At 44.0% G+C, this 19,054-nt stretch carries 10 protein-coding genes and 1 pseudogene; 3 read left to right on the forward strand and 8 right to left on the reverse strand.

Annotated features, from left to right (window positions below; all coding sequences use genetic code 11):
* The first annotated feature begins 26 nt into the window (after nucleotides 1-26).
* Nucleotides 27-1,073, forward strand: a complete 1,047-nt coding sequence (locus tag SIO70_RS03695; RefSeq protein WP_320579542.1) for a PDZ domain-containing protein — start codon at nucleotides 27-29, stop codon at nucleotides 1,071-1,073.
* A 92-nt stretch (nucleotides 1,074-1,165) separates the two neighbouring features.
* Here the strand turns inward: SIO70_RS03695 and SIO70_RS03700 are convergent, their stop codons facing one another.
* Nucleotides 1,166-2,518, reverse strand: a complete 1,353-nt coding sequence (locus tag SIO70_RS03700) for an aldehyde dehydrogenase (protein WP_320579545.1) — start codon at nucleotides 2,516-2,518, stop codon at nucleotides 1,166-1,168.
* Between the two features lie 326 nt (nucleotides 2,519-2,844).
* Between SIO70_RS03700 and gatB the strand changes: the two genes are divergently transcribed.
* Both gatB and SIO70_RS03710 read left to right on the forward strand, forming a co-directional pair.
* Nucleotides 2,845-4,299: an Asp-tRNA(Asn)/Glu-tRNA(Gln) amidotransferase subunit GatB gene (gatB, locus tag SIO70_RS03705; RefSeq protein ID WP_320579547.1), complete on the forward strand. Its 1,455-nt coding sequence runs from the start codon at nucleotides 2,845-2,847 to the stop codon at nucleotides 4,297-4,299.
* Nucleotides 4,300-4,311: 12 nt separating this feature from the next.
* Nucleotides 4,312-5,460: a TlpA disulfide reductase family protein gene (locus SIO70_RS03710; RefSeq protein WP_320579549.1), complete on the forward strand. Its 1,149-nt coding sequence runs from the start codon at nucleotides 4,312-4,314 to the stop codon at nucleotides 5,458-5,460.
* A 95-nt stretch (nucleotides 5,461-5,555) separates the two neighbouring features.
* Here SIO70_RS03710 and SIO70_RS03715 read toward each other — a convergent pair whose 3' ends face one another.
* From SIO70_RS03715 to SIO70_RS03740, 7 genes and pseudogenes are all read right to left on the reverse strand, one after another.
* On the reverse strand, nucleotides 5,556-6,956 hold the full coding sequence (locus SIO70_RS03715) for a RagB/SusD family nutrient uptake outer membrane protein (RefSeq protein WP_320579551.1): 1,401 nt from the start codon (nucleotides 6,954-6,956) through the stop codon (nucleotides 5,556-5,558).
* An 11-nt stretch (nucleotides 6,957-6,967) separates the two neighbouring features.
* A complete protein-coding gene (locus tag SIO70_RS03720) occupies nucleotides 6,968-9,973 on the reverse strand; it encodes a SusC/RagA family TonB-linked outer membrane protein (RefSeq protein WP_320579553.1) in 3,006 nt (1,001 codons plus the stop codon).
* 272 nt (nucleotides 9,974-10,245) lie between these two features.
* Entirely contained in the window at nucleotides 10,246-11,634 is a 1,389-nt protein-coding gene (locus SIO70_RS03725; RefSeq protein WP_320579555.1) for a SusD/RagB family nutrient-binding outer membrane lipoprotein, read from the reverse strand.
* Between the two features lie 47 nt (nucleotides 11,635-11,681).
* A complete protein-coding gene (locus tag SIO70_RS03730; RefSeq protein ID WP_320579557.1) occupies nucleotides 11,682-14,759 on the reverse strand; it encodes a SusC/RagA family TonB-linked outer membrane protein in 3,078 nt (1,025 codons plus the stop codon).
* Nucleotides 14,760-15,676: 917 nt separating this feature from the next.
* Entirely contained in the window at nucleotides 15,677-16,000 is a 324-nt protein-coding gene (locus SIO70_RS03735; protein ID WP_320579559.1) for a hypothetical protein, read from the reverse strand.
* 267 nt (nucleotides 16,001-16,267) lie between these two features.
* Nucleotides 16,268-16,369, reverse strand: a pseudogene (locus tag SIO70_RS33360) (IS1595 family transposase); the annotation flags it as partial.
* Nucleotides 16,370-16,551: 182 nt separating this feature from the next.
* A complete protein-coding gene (locus tag SIO70_RS03740) occupies nucleotides 16,552-18,975 on the reverse strand; it encodes an efflux RND transporter permease subunit (protein WP_320579560.1) in 2,424 nt (807 codons plus the stop codon).
* Nucleotides 18,976-19,054 lie beyond the last annotated feature (79 nt).

Raw genomic sequence — 19,054 nt, forward strand, 5'->3', positions numbered from 1 at the left:
AATTTGCCCTTGTAAATCATATACACATGAATAAGCTCTTACAAAAAATCGCTTTAGCGGGTTTTACCTGCCTTGCCTTTAGTATGGCCTACGCACAGGAGCCAGCACCCAAGGGCGAAAAACTGGGTGAGTACGACGAGATCATTATCAAAAGAAACAGCAATAAGGACGGAAAAGTAACAGTTGAAATCAAGGATGGTAATGTGTTGGTAGATGGCGAAAAACTGGAATCCTACAAGGATGGAGACATCTCTGTATACCGCCGCAAGATCCGTCCGATGGATGGCAATAACTTCAACTTTAACATGCCGCAACACCGTAGCATGCAGTTCTTCAGTGAAGGACCTGACAACATTCGCCCAGGCAAAGCGCTGCTGGGTGTACTGACTGAAAAGAAAGAAGCTGCAGGTGCGACTGTGAAAGATGTGTCTAAAGAAAGTCCTGCTGATAAAGCTGGGTTGAAAGTTGGTGATGTGATCACAAAAGTAGATGCTGATAAGATCGAAGAGCCCAAAGATTTGTTTGAGAAAATTGGTAAGCATGAACCTGGCGATAAAGTGACTGTGACCTACCTGCGTGATAAGAAAGAAAGCACTGCGACCGTGACGCTGGATGAAAGAAAGCAACCTGAATTTGGTTTCAACCGTGGTCGTGATGACAATGATGGGCCGGAAGATTTCTTCCGTATGATGCCGCCAAATGGTGGTGGTCGTTTTGACTTCCGTGAAGATGAGGATGGAGAAGACTATCGTGGTGTGCCACGTAGTTTTAACAGGGATGACCGTCGTGAAAATGATGTGAAACTGGGTCTGTCTGTACAAGACACTGAAGATGGAAATGGCGCTGTGGTACTGGCTATAACCCCAGGTTCTGCCGCAGAAAAAGCAGGTTTTAAACCTAAAGATATCATCACCTCCCTTGCTGGAACGAGCATCAGTTCTACCCGCGATGTGACAAATGCTTATAGGGAAAATAAAAATAAGGGCACTGTAGATGTACAGGTAAAGAGAGATGGAAAAACACAGACCTTACAGGTGAAAATACCAAAGAGATTGCATAAAGCGGATTTATAGGGCAAGCATATTGTTCCGCCTTTAGTAAAAAGAGGATGTCTCCATGAGCGGAGGCAACCTCTTTTTACATTTTATGTCCATGCAGCTATTTATTATTTCATGAGCCTTTTCAGAAACCCTAACCCGCGATAAGGAGGGTATTTCAGCTTTATATCCAGCCAGGTACCAGTTTTCATCACGGCTTTGGCATGGGTAAAGGTCAGGAAGTTGTATTTGCCATGGTATTGTCCCATACCGCTGTATCCCACCCCACCAAAGGGGAGTTCTACATTGGTGTAATGCCCTAGTACATTGTTTACACAACCACCCCCAAATCTCAACTGCTCGATGAGCGTCTTTTCCGTACTGCTTCTATTTGTGAAAACATAGAGTGATAGTGGAGTTGGATGCTGTTTGATATACTGAATGGCATCGCCCAGGTGTTCGTAAGTCATGATGGGCAGGATGGGGCCGAATATTTCATCGTCGATTGCTGCATTTTCCATGAGGGTAGGGCCGATGTACAAAGAGGAAGGATCAGTATCTCCACCATACAGAATTTTACCTTTTGACAGGTACCTATGGAGGGTATCGAATCGCTTTTTGCTGATGATCCGGGCATAGTGTTTACTGAGGGCCGGATTTTCCCCATAATAGCTGATGATGGTCTTTTTCATGGCAGCGATGAGGTCCTCTTTTACCTTGGCGTGCACCAGTACATAATCTGGTGCTATGCAGGTTTGGCCGGCATTAAAGTACTTGCCCCAAATGATTCTTTTGGCAGCTATCTGTATATCCACCTTATCATCTACCACACAGGGAGATTTGCCACCCAGTTCCAGTGTAACAGGGGTGAGGTGAGGTGCCGCCATTTCCAATACTTTCTTACCCACATTCGTGCTGCCGGTGAAGAATACATGATCGAACCTGTGTTTCATTAACTCCGGAATCACTTCACTGCCTTCTCCATCTACAACGGTGATATAGGCAGGGGCGAAGGTATCCTGTATAAGCGTGATAATTACAGCAGCTGTATTAGGCGCCATTTCTGATGGTTTCAGAATCGCGCAGTTACCACCGGCAATGGCGCCGATGAGTGGGGTAATGATCAGACTGAAAGGATAATTCCAGGGGCCAATGATGAGGGTCTGGCCCAGTGGAGAGCGATGAATTTTACTTTTGGAAGGATAGAGCATGAATGGACTGCTTACGGATTCCGGTCGCATCCAGCGTTTCAGGTGTGTTAAGCAGTACTTGATTTCCCCGTACACCAACCCCACCTCGCTGCCGAAGGCTTCCATAGGAGGCTTGTGTAAATCGGCATGCAGGGCAGCCATGATACGACGCTCGTAGCGCTTTATAGCCTTTTTTAGCAGCTTCAGCTGCTTACGGCGATAAGCGTAAGAAAGCGTAGCGCCGGAGGCAAAAAAGGCCTGCTGTACCTGATAAATATTTTCAATGCTCATGCTTGAAAGTTACTAAAAAGGCACAACCCGTATTTCCAGAATAGGGATAAATAGTGGTTAAATGGTAAGTCCCAACGTCGAAAATCGCTACGCACAGTGGCTAATTACCGCTTTAAACAGGAAAAAAGGTTAAATAATAGTGTCGTCAGAAGAATATAGGCCAAATGGCTTGGCAAGTGGTTTAAAAAAGTGGAAATACAGATTAAACAGTTGCAAGTGCAAGTTTAATAAAATTTTGTTAAAATTCAATATTACGTTTCAAAAGGGTAAACATTCCCCTTTCTACCCGTCATTTTCTATATTTGCGTTCACAGCATAATAATAATATGAGCGCAAGCATCGATTTTGACAAATATGAGGTAGTGATAGGCCTGGAAGTACACGCCCAACTGCAAACAGAGAGCAAACTATTCTGTGGTGACAGTGCTGCTTTCGGAGGCGCTCCCAATACGCATATCAGCCCAATTACCCTGGGGCACCCGGGTACCCTGCCTAAACTAAACAAAAGGGCAGTGGAATATGCCATTAGGCTGGGTCTGGCCTGTGAATGCCACATCGAAAAAGAGAACTACTTTGCCCGCAAGAACTATTTTTATCCTGACCTGCCGAAAGGCTACCAGGTATCCCAGCATACGGCGCCTATCTGTGTAGGTGGCCGCGTCGTGATTCCTACTGCAGATGGTGAAAGGGCTGTACAGCTGAACCGCATCCATATGGAGGAAGATGCCGGAAAATCTATGCATGACCAGGATCCGGACTTTACCCTGGTCGATTTAAACCGTGCTGGTGTACCCCTGCTGGAAATTGTGACTGAACCGGACCTGCACAGCAGTGATGAGGTTTATGCATTCCTTACGGTGCTCCGCCGCCTGGTTCGGTGGGTAGATGTATGCGATGGTAATATGGAAGAAGGTAGCATGCGCTGTGATGCCAACATCTCCATCCGCCTGAAAGGTGAGACCAAACTTGGCACTAAAGTAGAAGTAAAAAACCTGAACTCTATCCGCAATGTAAAACGCGCGGTAGAAAGTGAAATAAAACGCCAGATCACCCTCGTTGAGAGTGGAGGTACGATCGTACAGGAAACCCGCGGTTTCGACGCTGGCAGCGGTGGTTCTTACTCCCTGCGCTCCAAGGAAGAAGCGAATGACTATCGTTACTTCCCTGAGCCGGACCTCGCCCCCTTCTTTTTTACCGACGAATTCCTCGAAAGCATCCGGGCATCACTACCTGAGCTGCCTGAAGCACTGGTGCACAAGTATGTACAGCAATATGGCCTTTCTGATTACGATGCCAAAGTAATTTGTGATGACAAAGCCACTGCTGACTACTTTGAACAGGTGGTAACTCTGATCCCAAAACACAAAGCTGTGGCTAACTGGCTGCTGGGACCAGTGAAATCCACCCTCAATGAAAAGGGTATTGATATGATTGCCTTCCCGCTGCCCGCAAAGGCGCTGGCCGCCCTCATTCAGTTGGTAGAAGATGGTAAAGTGAGCTTCTCCATCGCCTCCTCCCGCATATTCCCGGAACTGTTACTGGAACCAGCCACAGCACCGCTGGAAATTGCTACCCGTCTCAACCTGTTGCAGGATAACAATGCAGATAATATTTCCCCCATCATTGATGAGGTATTAAATAAATACCCAGATAAGGTGGCAGAATTCCGCAAAGGGAAGAAAGGCCTGATGGCTCTGTTTGTGGGTGAAGTCATGAAAGCATCCAAAGGTAAAGCCGATCCAAAACTGACCAATCAATTGCTGGCTGAAAAACTTAAATAACAACTGATCTATATGAAGAAATTAGCATTATGGGCGATAGCCTTCGGTTTTGTACTGGCGGGTTGTCACCAGCAAACCGAGAAAGGGGATTTTGTGATCAATGGCAAAATTGATAATGCACCTTTAGGTACTGTTGTACTGGAAGAGCTGTCTATGGATACCCTGAAAATAGTGGATTCTGTGACACTGAGAGATGCCAGTGGCAAGTTTACCCTGAAAGGTATGCTGCCAGAACAGGGACTGTACCGTATTCGCTTTGGTGAAGATGAGCAGCACTTCATTTTGCTGGCACTGGATGCGGGTACCATGACTGTGACTGGTGATCTGAATAACCTGGAACTGGTGAAATTTGAAAACGCTGAAGCTTCATCTGAACTGCAACAGCTGCTCAATGATGTAAGCGCTAAGAGTCGTTCACTAACAGAAGAAAGTATTGCACTGGATAGCATGGCAAAGAGCGGCGCCGGTGACAGCGTGATACAGGCAAAATCCAGCGCACTGGAAGCAAAAGAAAAAGAAGTAACTGATTTTGTAATGCATGCGGCTACTACATCCAAGAATCCTGCTGTTGCTGCGTTTGCACTGAGCATGATCAATCCACAGTCTTTGATGAGCAGCGGAAAAGAAATTGCTGAAGTGAAGAGCCATTTCCCTACTAACTCATTGGTAGTTGGATTAACTGGTAAACTGGAGCAGATGCTGAAGCAACAGGCTGGTGAAGTAGATGCGAATATGACTGCATTGCAGGTGGGTCAGGTAGCACCTGATTTCTCTTTGCCTGATCCTTCCGGGAAGATGGTAAGTCTGAGTTCATTCAAGGGCAAGTTTGTGTTGGTTGATTTCTGGGCGAGCTGGTGTCAGCCTTGTCGTATGGAGAATCCAAATGTAGTGAAGGCGTTCAATGCTTATAAGGATAAAAACTTTACTGTGCTGGGTGTGTCTTTGGATAAGAAGAAGGAAGCATGGGTAGAGGCTATTCAGAAAGATGGTTTGGCATGGACGCATGTAAGTGATCTGAAATTCTGGGAGTCTGCGGTAGTGCCTTTGTATGGAATTAATTCCATTCCGACGAATATGTTGCTGGATCCAAGTGGGAAGATTTTGGGAATTGGATTGAGAGGAGAGGCGCTGGAAGCGAAGTTGAAAGAAGTGATAAAATAACTGGTATTAAATATCAAACCAAAAACGCTTTTGCCATAGGCAAAAGCGTTTTTGGTTTTTAGGGGTTTAACGCAGGCCGGGATAATGTGAGCAGGTTAGTAGCCGGCATTTTGTTGTATGTTTTTGTTTACATCTATTTCTCTTTGAGGTATCGGTGGTATTACTGTTGGAGAGGTAGCAGGATACGTACAGGCAGGTGTATTTAACTCTACTGCATCCCCACAAAATGTTCTTACAATATCCTGTTTATTCCTCAACAGATCGAAGTAACGATGCCCTTCGAACATCAATTCTTTCCTTCTTTCTAACAGTACATTTGCAAGTACATCGGCATCAGGAATATTTACAAGATCAGGTAGTTTTCTATTTGCACGAATAGCATTTACATCCTCAATAGCAGCTACATAATTACCCAGCTTTGCATTTGCTTCCGCACGTATCAGGTATTGCTCTGAAATACGTAATATCTTAGGACTATACAATCCTGAAATTCCATCCTGGCCATAGAACTTCTCATTTTCATATTCAGCAGGACTTCCACTAAATGGAAGTATAAATGATGTGTAGCGTGCATCATCAGTATCAAATACTTTTACGATATCTGGCGATACCCGAATGTCTCCATAACCGGGTTTCAGATATATTCTGCCTACATCATCAGAACCTAATGATTCAGTAGACAATACCCTGAGTGTGAAGATATCCTCACTTGTACCGGGTGTGTTGTAGAAATCTGGTAAATCCTTTGCGGTGATTATTGCATATTCACCTGAATTAATAACTACAGAAGATTCCGTTACAGCATTTGCATTATCACCTTTGTAGAGGTACACTCTTGCGAGCAATGCAGATACAGCATATGCGTTTGCATTATATGGATTACCGGCATCACTTTCCAGTAATGATTTCGCTTGTGTAAGATCATCGATGATCTGTGTATACACTTCATCCTCAGTATTTCTGGCAGGTGAGCCTACTTCAAATTTAGTCATAACAGGAATGCCCGGTGCACTACCACCACCAATAGCATAGGGCTGTGCAAAAACCCGCAGCAAATCAAAATGTGTGAGTGCCCTGACGAACAACGCCTGACCTAATGCACTATTCTTTTCTGCATCTGTACCATCTTTTAATGCAGGAATACTGTTGATGATATTATTTGCTCTCAGCATAACATTATATGTCTGATTCCAGAGGCTTGTGATATCCCCGTCAGATGTGAGCCAGGTGACACGAAAAGTAGACGAAAAGCGATTACTGTTAGTCGCAGACAAGTATACATTATCAGCAGCTAATTCAGGTATCACTAAAAAATTTCGCCCATAATAATTCACGGAACGCATACCTGCATACATACCGCTGATACCTGCATTTACCCCGGCAATATCAGTGAGTGCATCTTCAGTAGGCAGTTGTACTGCTGGCGATAATGTGAGCTTATCATTGCATGCAGTAAAAGATAATAAAAGGAATATATAGATGATAAAGTTTCTCATGTTTCAGCAGTTTAGAAGTTTACATTTAAACCAAGGCTTACCGTCTTTGAAGGTGGATATCTGAAGAATTCATTGGCCCCTGAATCCTGCTCAGGATCCCAGCCGGTATAACCTGTCCATGTAATTAAATTTGTGCCTGTAGCAAATACATATGCCTTTGTAATTTTTGCATATTTTAACCATCTGGCAGGCAGATTATAAGAGAGTGTAACATCCTTGAGACGAAGGAACTTACCGTCTTCTAAAAACCTGTTGGAAGTAACGGAACTTGCAGAATTATTACCTCCTTTTTTAGGTTTAGGTCTTTCTGCAATATCACCAGGTTGACGCCAGTAATTTTGTCCTTGTTGTTTGCTGTAATTGTAACCAAAGTATACACCATCTGCATCTGATACTGCCCTTGTCTGGTTCAGCACTTTATTGCCTGTCAGGCCGTAAAACATAAACGATAATCCAATGCCTTTATAAGAGAATCTGTTGGTCAGTGAACCTATATATCTTGGTTCTGCATTGCCCGCCACTACTTTGTTTGCAGCATTCAGGCTACTGGTTGTTTTGTTATCGGCAGTGTACCATAATGGGTTTCCATTTTCAGGATCAACACCTGCCCATCTGGCCATGTACCAACTGGTCACATGATAACCGACACGCTGTATTGTAATAGAACCTGTGATATCCTGTCCGCCATACAATTCAAGGATCTTATTTCTGTTCATAGAGAAGTTGAGTTCTGTCTGCCACTCAAATCCATTGAATTTTACATTTGTACTGGTCAGCATGGCTTCAATGCCTTTGTTCTGTACCCTACCCACATTCGCCTGTTGCTGCGTGAAGCCACTGGTACTCGATACAGGGGTATTCATCAGCAAACCATTTGTGATACGCTTGTATACATCGAACGTCAGTTTGAGTCTGTTATTCAGCACAGCTGCTTCCAGTCCGATGTCAGATGATTTATTCTTTTCCCAGGTCAGGTCTTTGTTACCAATGGTGCTTGGCGCATTGCCAGGTGCACCATTGTAAGATGTATTATATGCATACAATGCAGTGGCGACAAAGTTGTCAAAATCTGCATTACCGGTGAGACCATAACTACCTCTCAAACGCAGATCGGACAATACTTTCTGCGATTGCATGAAAGGTTCATCTATCAATATCCAGGAAGCGCCGACAGAGTAGAAATTACCAAAGCGCTTGTTTACACCAAAGCGGGAAGAGCCATCGTTACGATAGGTAGCATTGAGCGTATAACGACCTTTATAATTATAATTGAGTTGTCCTAAGTAAGACACAAATGTATAGTCAGTACCGTTACCATTCACATCCTGAGGTGTAGAGGTTACATCCAGTACTTTCAGGTTACCGGATACAAGACCGATACCTTCTGCGCCAAAGCTGATGTTGTTAAAGCGATCGTATTCCATCACCGCGATATAATTGAGGGAATGATCTTTTGCAAGTGGAATGCTACCCGAGGCAGAGAGCTGATTGGTCAGCGTAGTAGTGCGCACTAACTGGTCGAAGATATCACCACTCTTCAGGGGTTCTGCACTGTTATAACCATCGTGGGTAGTAGGATCAGTGAACAGATGTGCATATCCATATACCAGGTCCATATTTACCTTTTCGGAGATCTTGAGCCAGTCAGTAAATGAATAAGATACTGTCAGGCCACCCAGGCCTCTGAAATTATTCAGCTTATTTGAGTTGCGGGAATAGGAGTAGAGGAAGTTATTCTTGGAGACCGCTTTAAACTCCGTTTCGTTGCCCGTATACATACTTCCGTCTGGCTTGTAAGGACTCTGGAAGGGAGAGACGAAATAAGCGCCTAAAATAGGGCTGGAATAAAAATTTCCACCACCAGCAGAATTATAGTCAGTGTAGGACAGATTCAGGTTAAGTGCCAGGTCAATCTGGTTATTCACTTTAGAGGTCACGTTGGACATTACAGAATAGCGTTTCATGCCTGTGCCGATCATCGGACCATCTACTTTTTCATATCCGCCGGAGGCATAGTATTTCGCTTTTTCAGTACCGCCGGAACTGGTGACACCGAGTACCTGGTTAGTACCTCTTCGCCAGCCGGCTTTGCCCCAGTCAAAGGCGTTGTCGAGTAGCGACATGGGAAACTGTGCATCAATATCTGCCTGAGATGTACCATTGATGGCCAGCAGATCTCTGTCATAATGCAGGGCTTCGGCAGGTGTCATTAATGCAGCATGGCCTCTGGTCATTTCTGTTTTACCATATTGTGCATTGATGCCGACTGTAGAAACACCTGATTTACCTTTTTTGGTGGTAATTACAATGACGCCGTTAGCGCCTCTGGAACCATAGAGGGCAGTAGCGGAGGCATCTTTCAGCACGGTGATGGTTTCCACATCATTGGGGTTCAGGTTTGCCAGCAGGTCATTGCTTTGTACACCCAGGGAACCTGCGGCATTCAGGTCTCTGCCATCGATAATCACACCATCCATCACATAGAGCGGAGAGGAACCAGCGCTAATAGAGCCTATACCCCTGATTCTGACAGTTTGAATAGCGCCGGGCATACCTGAGTTGCCACCAACGAAAACACCCGGCGTCTGGCCCTGTAATGCCTGATTAATATCAACGTAGTTTTTGTTCTCAAGGTCTTCGGCAGTGATTTCACCAACAGCGCTGGTTCGGGTTCTTCTGTTGGTATTGGTGTAACCAGTAGCGATGTATTCGCTCAATACGTTTTGGTCCGTCCCCAGGGTTACAGATACATTTGTCTGACCGGTTACAGCGACAGTAACGGATGAATAGCCGACAGACGATACCTGCAGGGATTGCCCTGATTCGATGTTAATAGAGAAATTACCTTGCTGATCGGTAGTAGTTCCTTTGTTCGTTCCTGCTACTCTGATAGTGGCGAGGGGGATAGGTTGACCATCGTGGACATCGGTTACTTTTCCTTTGACGGTACGGGTTTGGGCATGCGTGGACACCACGCTGATGGCTAGCAAAAGCCATAGGAGTACAGATGTTTTCATGAGGGAGTTAATTTAAAGAGATCAAAGTGGGTTATGATAGGTGCATACATAAGGGAGCTGCACGCCACATGGGCACAATGATGGCTACAAATAGGTATTCCTTGATTTTTTAAAAATGATGGATCGTTGTGTTCAGATTTTGGTTCTTAGCTATTTTGAGTTTTGGATTATTAGTCTGTACTAATATAAAAAATTCGGGGGAGAAATAACAATTAAAAAAGGCGTGCATCTTAGAGACACACGCCTTTTTTTAATATAAAGAGTTGAAAGGATTACAAAGCATCCCACCATACTTTCGCGAAGATGTCTGTCACGTTTACAGCGTTTGCTTTGTTGTAAAGCAGTTCGTCGTTTACAGTAGGCAGTCTTCTTGGAATTGCGTCTGTACCGGTTACGTTGTCTGCGTTTGGAGTCAGCGTTGGGTAGCCAGTTCTGCGCCATTCAGCCCATGTTTCGATCTGTGTGAACAGGGCGATATATTTCTGGGTTGCGATCTGTTCTTCTGTGATAGTCGCAGCAGTTGCAGAAGCGTGAGCAGCGATGTAAGTAGCATCAGGAGCTGAACCAGTCACCTGGGTTACAGCCTTGATTACAGCCTGGTTGTAGTAGGTAGCAGCATCACCCAAGTTACCCAAACGGAAGCTAGCATCAGCTTTGATGAACAGTGCTTCGGAATAAGTTACCAAAGGAATTGGCGCACCCGCACCAGCGATATAATCACCTACGTTTGAAGCTGTCAGGTCTTCAGAAGAAGGAGCAGCACCTACGTATGTATCATCGTCTGTTTTTGCAGCATAGTAAGGTAAGCGTGGATCGCTGTCAGACTGCATCATATCAACCAGGAATTTACCCATCTTGATATAGTTAGCTCTGTCTGTGTTGAATGCATTCCACTGGTTTTGTTCAGCGGTAACAGTTCCGTAAACAGCCATAGCATCACCAGCATCAGTTACGCTTGAAAGGTAACCCAGTGCAGTAGTTGCAGAACCAGTAGCATCACCTTTGCTCAGACGGTTAGCAAAACGAGCCTGCAGGATGTGAGCGGTATTTACCCATTTGGTCAGATCACCACCGAAGATGAAGTCATCAGAACCAATAGTGTAGTTGTTAGTACCATCAGTAGCATTCAGCGTAGTAATTGCTTCGCTCAGCAGTGTTTGAATGTATGCATAGATGCTTTCCTGTGTATCGAATTTTGGAGTAGTATTACCGGTAATATTACCCAAACCAGCTTCGGTAGCAGGTACATCTCCCCAGATATCAGTAGCGACACCCAGTGCCATTGCCTTCATGATTTTCATTACAGCAGCATACTGTTCGTTGGTAGCACCATAATTTTCGATCAGGTCATTTGCAGGCTGAACGATGTTGTTATACAGGTTATTCCAGTCGTTGGTGTTACCAGTAGACAGGAGCTGATACTTATCGATTTCCAGCATCTGATATTGAACACCACCGGTTTGCTGGGTCAGAGTAGCAGAGATTCTTGCCAGCGTACCCGTGTAGGTGCTGTAAAGACCGAGTTCTGCCGCAGACAGGATCAACGGAGGAGTTGCAACTGTTGGGTTATTAGGGCTCTCGCCGTAACCTTCTGTGAACTTTGAGCAGCTTTCCGCCATGAATAACAGCGGCAATGCTAAAAATATTAAGACTTTTTTCATGACTTAGTCGTTGTAATTATTTTCAATAATACCTTTTAATGCACACCTTAGAATCCAACTCTCAGACCAACTGCATAAGTTTTAGTACCTGGGTTGTTGAAGTAATCAAAACCAGTCAGGTTAGAACCAGCACCAGTTAAGCTAGTTTCAGGATCTACACCTTTGTAATTGGTATGTAACCAAAGGTTACGACCAGTCAGCGTCAGTTCTACAGATTTGATCGGGCTAGTGCTTGTGAATTTGTATTTGTAACCCAGATTCAGTTCACGCAGACGAACCCAGCCACCATCTTCAACAGAGTTTTCAACAGCATAACCAGCAGCATCACCTTTATAAACACGGTAGTAGCTTTGTGCAGATACTTCCTTAGTGTTTGCAGTGTATTTACCATCAGAACCTAATACCACACCTGGAATTACATAAGTTCTTTCACGGTCTGCAGATTCAGCAGTTCTACCCAGGTTGTTCATTCTTGCTACGGTACCATCCCAAACCTTGCCGCCATGTCTTACATCCAGCAGAGCAGACAGGGTGAAGTTCTTGTAAGTGAAGGTAGTTCTTGCACCACCAGTCCAATCTGGGAAAGGATTTCCCAGGTTACCACTAGCAGAAGCTACTGTAGGCAAACCGGTTGAAGAGCTGATGATGATCTGACCCTCGTCGTTACGAGCCCATTTAGTACCATAAAGTGCACCATAAGGCTGGCCTACGATAGCATAAGAACCGATTGATGTGAATGCAGATTCAACACTGTTTTCTTCTACACCAGGAGCCAGTTCCAGAACTTTGTTCTTGTTCATTGACCAGTTTACCTGAACATTCCAGGTGAAGTCTTTCAGCTTCAGCACATCAGCAGAAGCCAATACTTCCACACCTTTGTTTTGCATCTTACCAGCGTTATCCAGGATGTACTGGAAACCGGAAGAACCAGCAATAGGTCTATATACGAGGATGTCGCTGGATTGCTTATTATAATAAGTCAATTCCAAATTCACGATAGAGAATAACTTAACATCCAAACCTACTTCCTTTTCCACGCTTCTTTCTGGTTTCAGACCTTTATTACCCAGCGTACTGCTGTAGCTCATACCGTTCTGACCCATGAAAGGGAAGGAGTTACCGTCGGTGAAACCGTCAGCGAAGTTAGGGTTAGTGTACACTGTGTTAGCAGCATAAACACCAGGGCTCTTACCACCCGCAGCGATCGCAGCACGCAGTTTACCGTAAGTGATTACGTTATTTGCAGGTACTATCTCAGAGAATATCCAGCTACCACTTACTGAAGGGTAGAAGAAATTGTTTTTAGATTCACCGAAAGTGGAAGACCACTCGTTACGACCTGTAGTAGTCAGGAAGAACTGGTTTTTGTAAGCAAATTCCAGATCATAGTACAGTGCAGATGTTCTCTTTGTAGTAGAAGAGTTATCAGCATACAGGGTAGAAGCGTTATTCAGGTTGTAATAGTTAGGAATAGACAGCTGTGTACCTTTACCATAATCGTTCTGACCTTGCTGTTGGTAAACGTTACCACCCAGGTTAGCGGTCAGGTCAAACTTCTCAGCGAAAGTTTTATGACCACTCAGAATCAGATCTGAATAAAGATCACGGCTGGTGAAAGTATTTTCTTCGATCTGACCCAGGTAGTCACTCACGGCGTTAGATCCGATTGCAAAGATCTGTTTGCTGAACTGAGTGTACATATCCACACCGGTACGGTTGTTCAATGACAACCAGTCAGTGATTTTAAAGGTTGTATTCACGTTACCGTAGAAGCGGTCAGTTTTATCTTTGTAAGGGTTGTTATACAGACCCCAGTATGGGTTGTCATAGAAAGCATAATAGTTCTTGCTGGAGCCATCTTCGTTCTTGTAATCAGCCAGATTCCAGGATACTGGCGCTCTCATCAGAGACAGCATCACACCCGCAGTGTTAGAACCGTTCTGAGCCTTAGTACCTTCAGTCAGTACATAAGAAGCAGAAACCCCCATTGTCAACCTGTCGGAGATTTTAGAGTCAGCATTGATACGAACAGTTGTTCTCTGCAGATCGGTTGTAGGAACAACACCTTGCTGATCAACACGGTTCAGAGACATACGGAAAGAGGTATTCTCGTTACCACCGGTGATAGATACATCGTGTGTGAAGTTCTGACCAGTCTGGAAGAATTCATCGGTGTTGTTATATACCTTAGCACCGCTGATTGAGCTGACTTTTGGACCCCAGCTATAAGGAGTAGCACCTTCCTGGAAAGTAGGAACACCACTTACCCAGTTACCCTGAGCATAAGTATTTTGCTCCTCAGGCAGCTTGCTCACCCTATCAAAACCTGCGTTAAAGCTGTAAGCTACTCTGGTAGCACCAGAACGACCTCTTTTAGTAGTGTAGATGATTGCACCGGAAGCAGCACTAGCACCATATAGTGCAGCAGCAGCAGGGCCTTTCAGTACAGTTACAGAGGCGATATCATCAGGGTTGATATCCAATGCACGGTTTGAGTTGTTTACACCAGCCAGATTAGAGTTATAAGCATAGTTTCTTGCAACAGTAGAGTTGGTGCTGTTATCGATAGGCACACCATCGATAACGATCAGAGGCTGATTCTCACCATTGAAGGTAGAGTTACCACGGATAATGATCTTGGTAGAAGCACCCGGAGTACCACCGGAACCAATTATCTGTACACCGGCAGCTTTGGAAGCCAGCGCCTGGATAACGTTGTGCTCGTTAGAATTGATCAGCTCATCAGCTCCGATCTTCTGAACACTATAACCCAGGGATTTCTTTTCTTTGGTGATACCCAGTGCGGTTACCACTACCTCATTCAGTTGTTTATTATCTGTACCGAGGGCAACAGAAATGTTTGCTGCACCGCCTACGGCTTTTTCCTGGTTAACATATCCTATGAAGGAGAATATCAGGGCATCGTTTGCACCTGCATCGATTTTATAACTACCATCGGCACTTGTAACTGTACCTTTGCTAGTGCCCTTCACTATAACTGACACTCCAGGTAAGGGAGACCCGTCTTTGGTATCAGTTACCTTTCCCGTAATTGTTCGTGTTTGTGCGAACGTGTGCAACACGCTCATGGCCACGAACAGCCATAGGAGTAATCCTTTCTTCATAAAAGATAATTGATTTGATAAAATGAACTTGTTAACAATTATATCAGTATTCCTCATAAGCAATAAGCAATATTCAATTCATAAAAATGCAAAAACCATTTCCCACGCCACTACGGCGCATAACAAAGCAGTATAAAATTCATAAGCAAACAGGCAATTCTCTTGTTCATTTTAACGTCTCCACGTTCTCCCCCGTTACTATCAATGCTGTTTAAATAGAATACAAGCGACCCCTAATTCTGTGTAACCAAATAATAATAAATCCTGACTTTGTTAGATCATCTCTTTAAGCAAAACCAATAAAATTAACCGTTTACTACACGTCTCCATGCAATATTTCCGGGCACCAAAATACAGTTCACAAGTTTTGTTCAGTAAGCACCTCACGTGATTATGTTGTCATAATGTTGGGTTGTATGCACAATACATATCCGTCTCAGCAGCTTCTTTCATCGACAATTGATTTTGGCTTAGATTTCTGTTGTTGTAATGTTACTTTATTATTATTTAATAGGTCGGCAAGATACTTAATAAAATGTTAAAACCCATATACAATTTTCATGTTATTCGGGCAGGTTTTGTCATAGAATTGTAACAATAGAATAATATAGAGGGTTTCAAAGGGCTACTTGCCTAAGTTAAGTTTCAACATATTGTCAAAATAATGTTATAGAAACCCTATTTTTTTATCTTGATAAATTCATATTAGAAAAAACAATAAAGGGCAAGCGGTATGATTACCGCCTGCGCGCTCATCAACCAAAATCTAAATCCGGGTTAAACCAGATTTAAATAAAAATGTACGTCTAATAACAGCTAAAAGGGGAAATTAACCAGCATTCCACATGTACGCATACCGCTGGCCGGCCCTCTCATAAAGGCTGGCAGCGCTCCCTCCCCGAATTTTTCACTTTTCCCTACGACAGGCTAAGTGGTTGTGTCTTCAACAATTCCAACAGCGTTTCATAGATATCCTCATTCCTGTGGTTGTACCGAAACTCACATTCCTTCAGGTGAAGATATACCGTGCTGCGGTTCAGACCCTTGAATTTGGCCAGACGATGCTTGGTTAATCCCCAGAATGCATCTACATCCTCGGAGGCATGGTTTGTTCCCTCATTTTCCAGATTGTAAAGCCTGTATTGTCCCAGATCAGCGACATTGCTGAAACGCCTGATCTTGTCTGCTGCAGCCTGGGTCTCCAATATTGATCGGTTACTCCTGACTACAGAATGAATCATGGAACGGCTTACATCGGGCAAAATCTCAGTATACAAACGGTCAGATGCGCGATAGATACCAAAGACAACTGGTTTGATATTCCGGCTAACATCTGTTTTTACGGGAACTGGGGAGTCGGAGTCTTGAGTGGCTGGGACTGCTTTCCGTTCATTAGTAGTAGTTGAACGTAAGGGGTCGGTTGGCAATAAAGATTCACAGTGCCGGGCTATCTGTTGTCTGATTTTCTTAAGATAACTGTTAACAGTAACCCGACTTACTCCACTTATGCTGGCAATCTGAGTGGCCGTGAGATCCTCGGCAAATAGCCGTAGTATCTCCTTAAATTTACGCTCAGATAAATGAGCGCCCTTTAAGTATTTGTTTTTCATGAACTAAAAGTGGTTAGAATGGCATCATAAACCTCTTATTTTTTAACGGGTATAATACACCCTTTTATACAAACGGCTAAAAGGGGGGGATGAGTGCCCCGCACTAGATTATTTGAAACTAAAAAGCTCAATGCCAGCGCGCTGGCATTGAGCTTTTAGCTATTTTGGATATTTTTTAGAAGCTATTTTTCGCCTTGCTCGCGGTCTTTTAAACCAAGTTTGGACATATCTACATCCTCTTCATCATCCAGCGTATTCCACAACTGTTTCTTCTGCGCCTTCTTTATCAACCCTTTCTCCATCCATAACAACAAAGCAGGCAAAATTGTTAAATTCGTGATCATCGCCAATATCAATGTCAGTGATGTCAACCAACCCAATGCCTTGGTACCTCCAAACTGAGAGAAAGCAAAGATCATGAAACCTGCAAACAGGATCAGGGAAGTGTATACTATACTCAAACCTGTTTCATGAATAGTCTGTTTTACTGTTGCAGAGATATCCAGATTATGATGGGGTAATTCCTGCTTGAAGTTCACCAGGAAACGAATCGTTACATCAATCGCTATACCCAGCGCCACACTGAACACCAGCACCGTAGATGGCTTGAGCGGTACACCAGCCCAACCCATCACACCTGCTGTCAGTGCCAGCGGAATGATATTCGGGATCAGGGAGATGATCAGCATCTTGAATGAACGGAACAGATACAGCATACAGAAGATGATGAGTATAAAGGCCAGCAGAATACTCTCCATCAATCCATCGATGATGAAACGGCTACCTTCCAGGAAAATCACCGTGCTACCTGTATATGTCACCTGGTAATGCGCTGTATCGAATATTTCATTAACTCTTGGTTTCAGTGAATCCAGGAGGATTGGTAAACGACGGGAACCTACATCAGCCATATTTACGCTCACTCTTGCTACCTGACGGCTGCTATCCATAAAGTTGGATACCAGTTTTGTAAACATTGCCGCTTCCTTGCTTCCATTACCTGTATTCTTCATACGCAGATAAGGCGCCAGGAAACCGATATCAAATGAGTTAGGTACTGCATAGTTAGTACTGTCGCCATTGTAATAAGCCTGCTTTGCAAACTTAATACCCTGCACTACAGACAGTGGCTGTGCAAAGTCTGGTTGTGATGTTACCAGCTTAGACAACTGATCCAGTTTATCCAACGTTTGCAGGTTGATTACACCATTTTTCTTTTTGGTATCTACAGCTATTTCCAGTGGCATTACACCCTTGAAATTGTGCTCAAAGAATTTGAGGTCGGTATACAACCTGTCTTCCTTCGGTACATCGTCTAGCATAAAGCCTTCTGATTTCAGACGAAGCATACCGGTAATAGCTACGATCACCATCACTGCTGTACCAATGTATACCACAGGTCTGTATTTGAATACCAATGCATTAAGCCCATCAAGGAACGCGCGGAAGAAACGGTTGTTCATGTAGCTGGTATGCTTCACCTTAGGTGCCGGTAAATAGCTCAATACCGCTGGCAGGAAGATAAATGAGATCACAAAGATCAACATGATATTCAGCCCTGCTACGATACCAAATTCTTTCAGCAAAGAACTCTTGGTAAAGCAGAACACACCGAAACCAATGGCTGCTGTCAGGTTCGTAAATAAGGTCACGATACCCATACGCTGAATCATGTGCACCAGTGCCCTGGTCTTGTTCTGATCCTTTGCGAATTCTGTATGATATTTATTGAGGAAGTATACACAATTCGGTATCCCTATCACCACTATCAATGGTGGGATCAGGGCTGTAAGCAATGTGATCTTGTAACCTAACAATACAATCGTAGCTACTGACCAAACCACACCCATCGCTACTACGATCATTGACATAATCACAGCGCCCAATGAGCGGAAGAATACGAAGAGGATCAATGCGGTCAATACAAATGACAGGATCAGGAACATCTTCATTTCTTTTGCTACCATCACCGCCATGATTGTGCGGATCAGTGGCAGCCCACTCATACGTACCTGTGTATGATGTCTGGCGCCGAAATCATCGCCCAGCGTCATAATGTCATTTACAACCCTGGCACGACCGGCAGAGGCCATCACCTGCTTGTTCACACTGATCATCATGAGATAAGCGTGTGTATCAGGATTGTACAACAACCCTTTGTAAAAAGGAAGGTTATGAAATACATTGCTCAGACTATCCAGCACCACCTGGTCCTGAATATTACCCTTGAATAAAGGCAGTGCGACAAGTTTGTGCGTACTGTCGTTCTTCAACAGATTGATGGCAACAGGTACACTCAGTACATTCTCTACATAAGGCACCTTTTTGAGGTCCTCATTAAGCTTTACGTAGTCACTGAAAAATCCGGCATTAAAAAAGCTGTCAGTCTGAACACCCAATACGACCATGTTTCCATCCTGACCAAAGAGTTTTGTAAATTCCAGGTATTCCTGGTACTTCGGATTGTCTGTAGGAATGGCTTTGTTTGACTCATAAGATAACTGGACCTTGCTGGCGAAATATCCCATTACTGCGGTAGCTGCTAATAATGCTATCAGCAGTGGGAGCCTGAATTTTAGTACGAAACCCGCTAAGCGTTGCCACATAAGCATCGTTGAATTTAGTAGGTCGTAAAGGTAATCAAAGTTGTCTAAAAAAATGGGGCACTTAGCCTATATAACAGTA

The sequence above is a fragment of the Chitinophaga sancti genome, assembly GCF_034087045.1.
Lineage (GTDB): Bacteria > Bacteroidota > Bacteroidia > Chitinophagales > Chitinophagaceae > Chitinophaga > Chitinophaga sancti_B.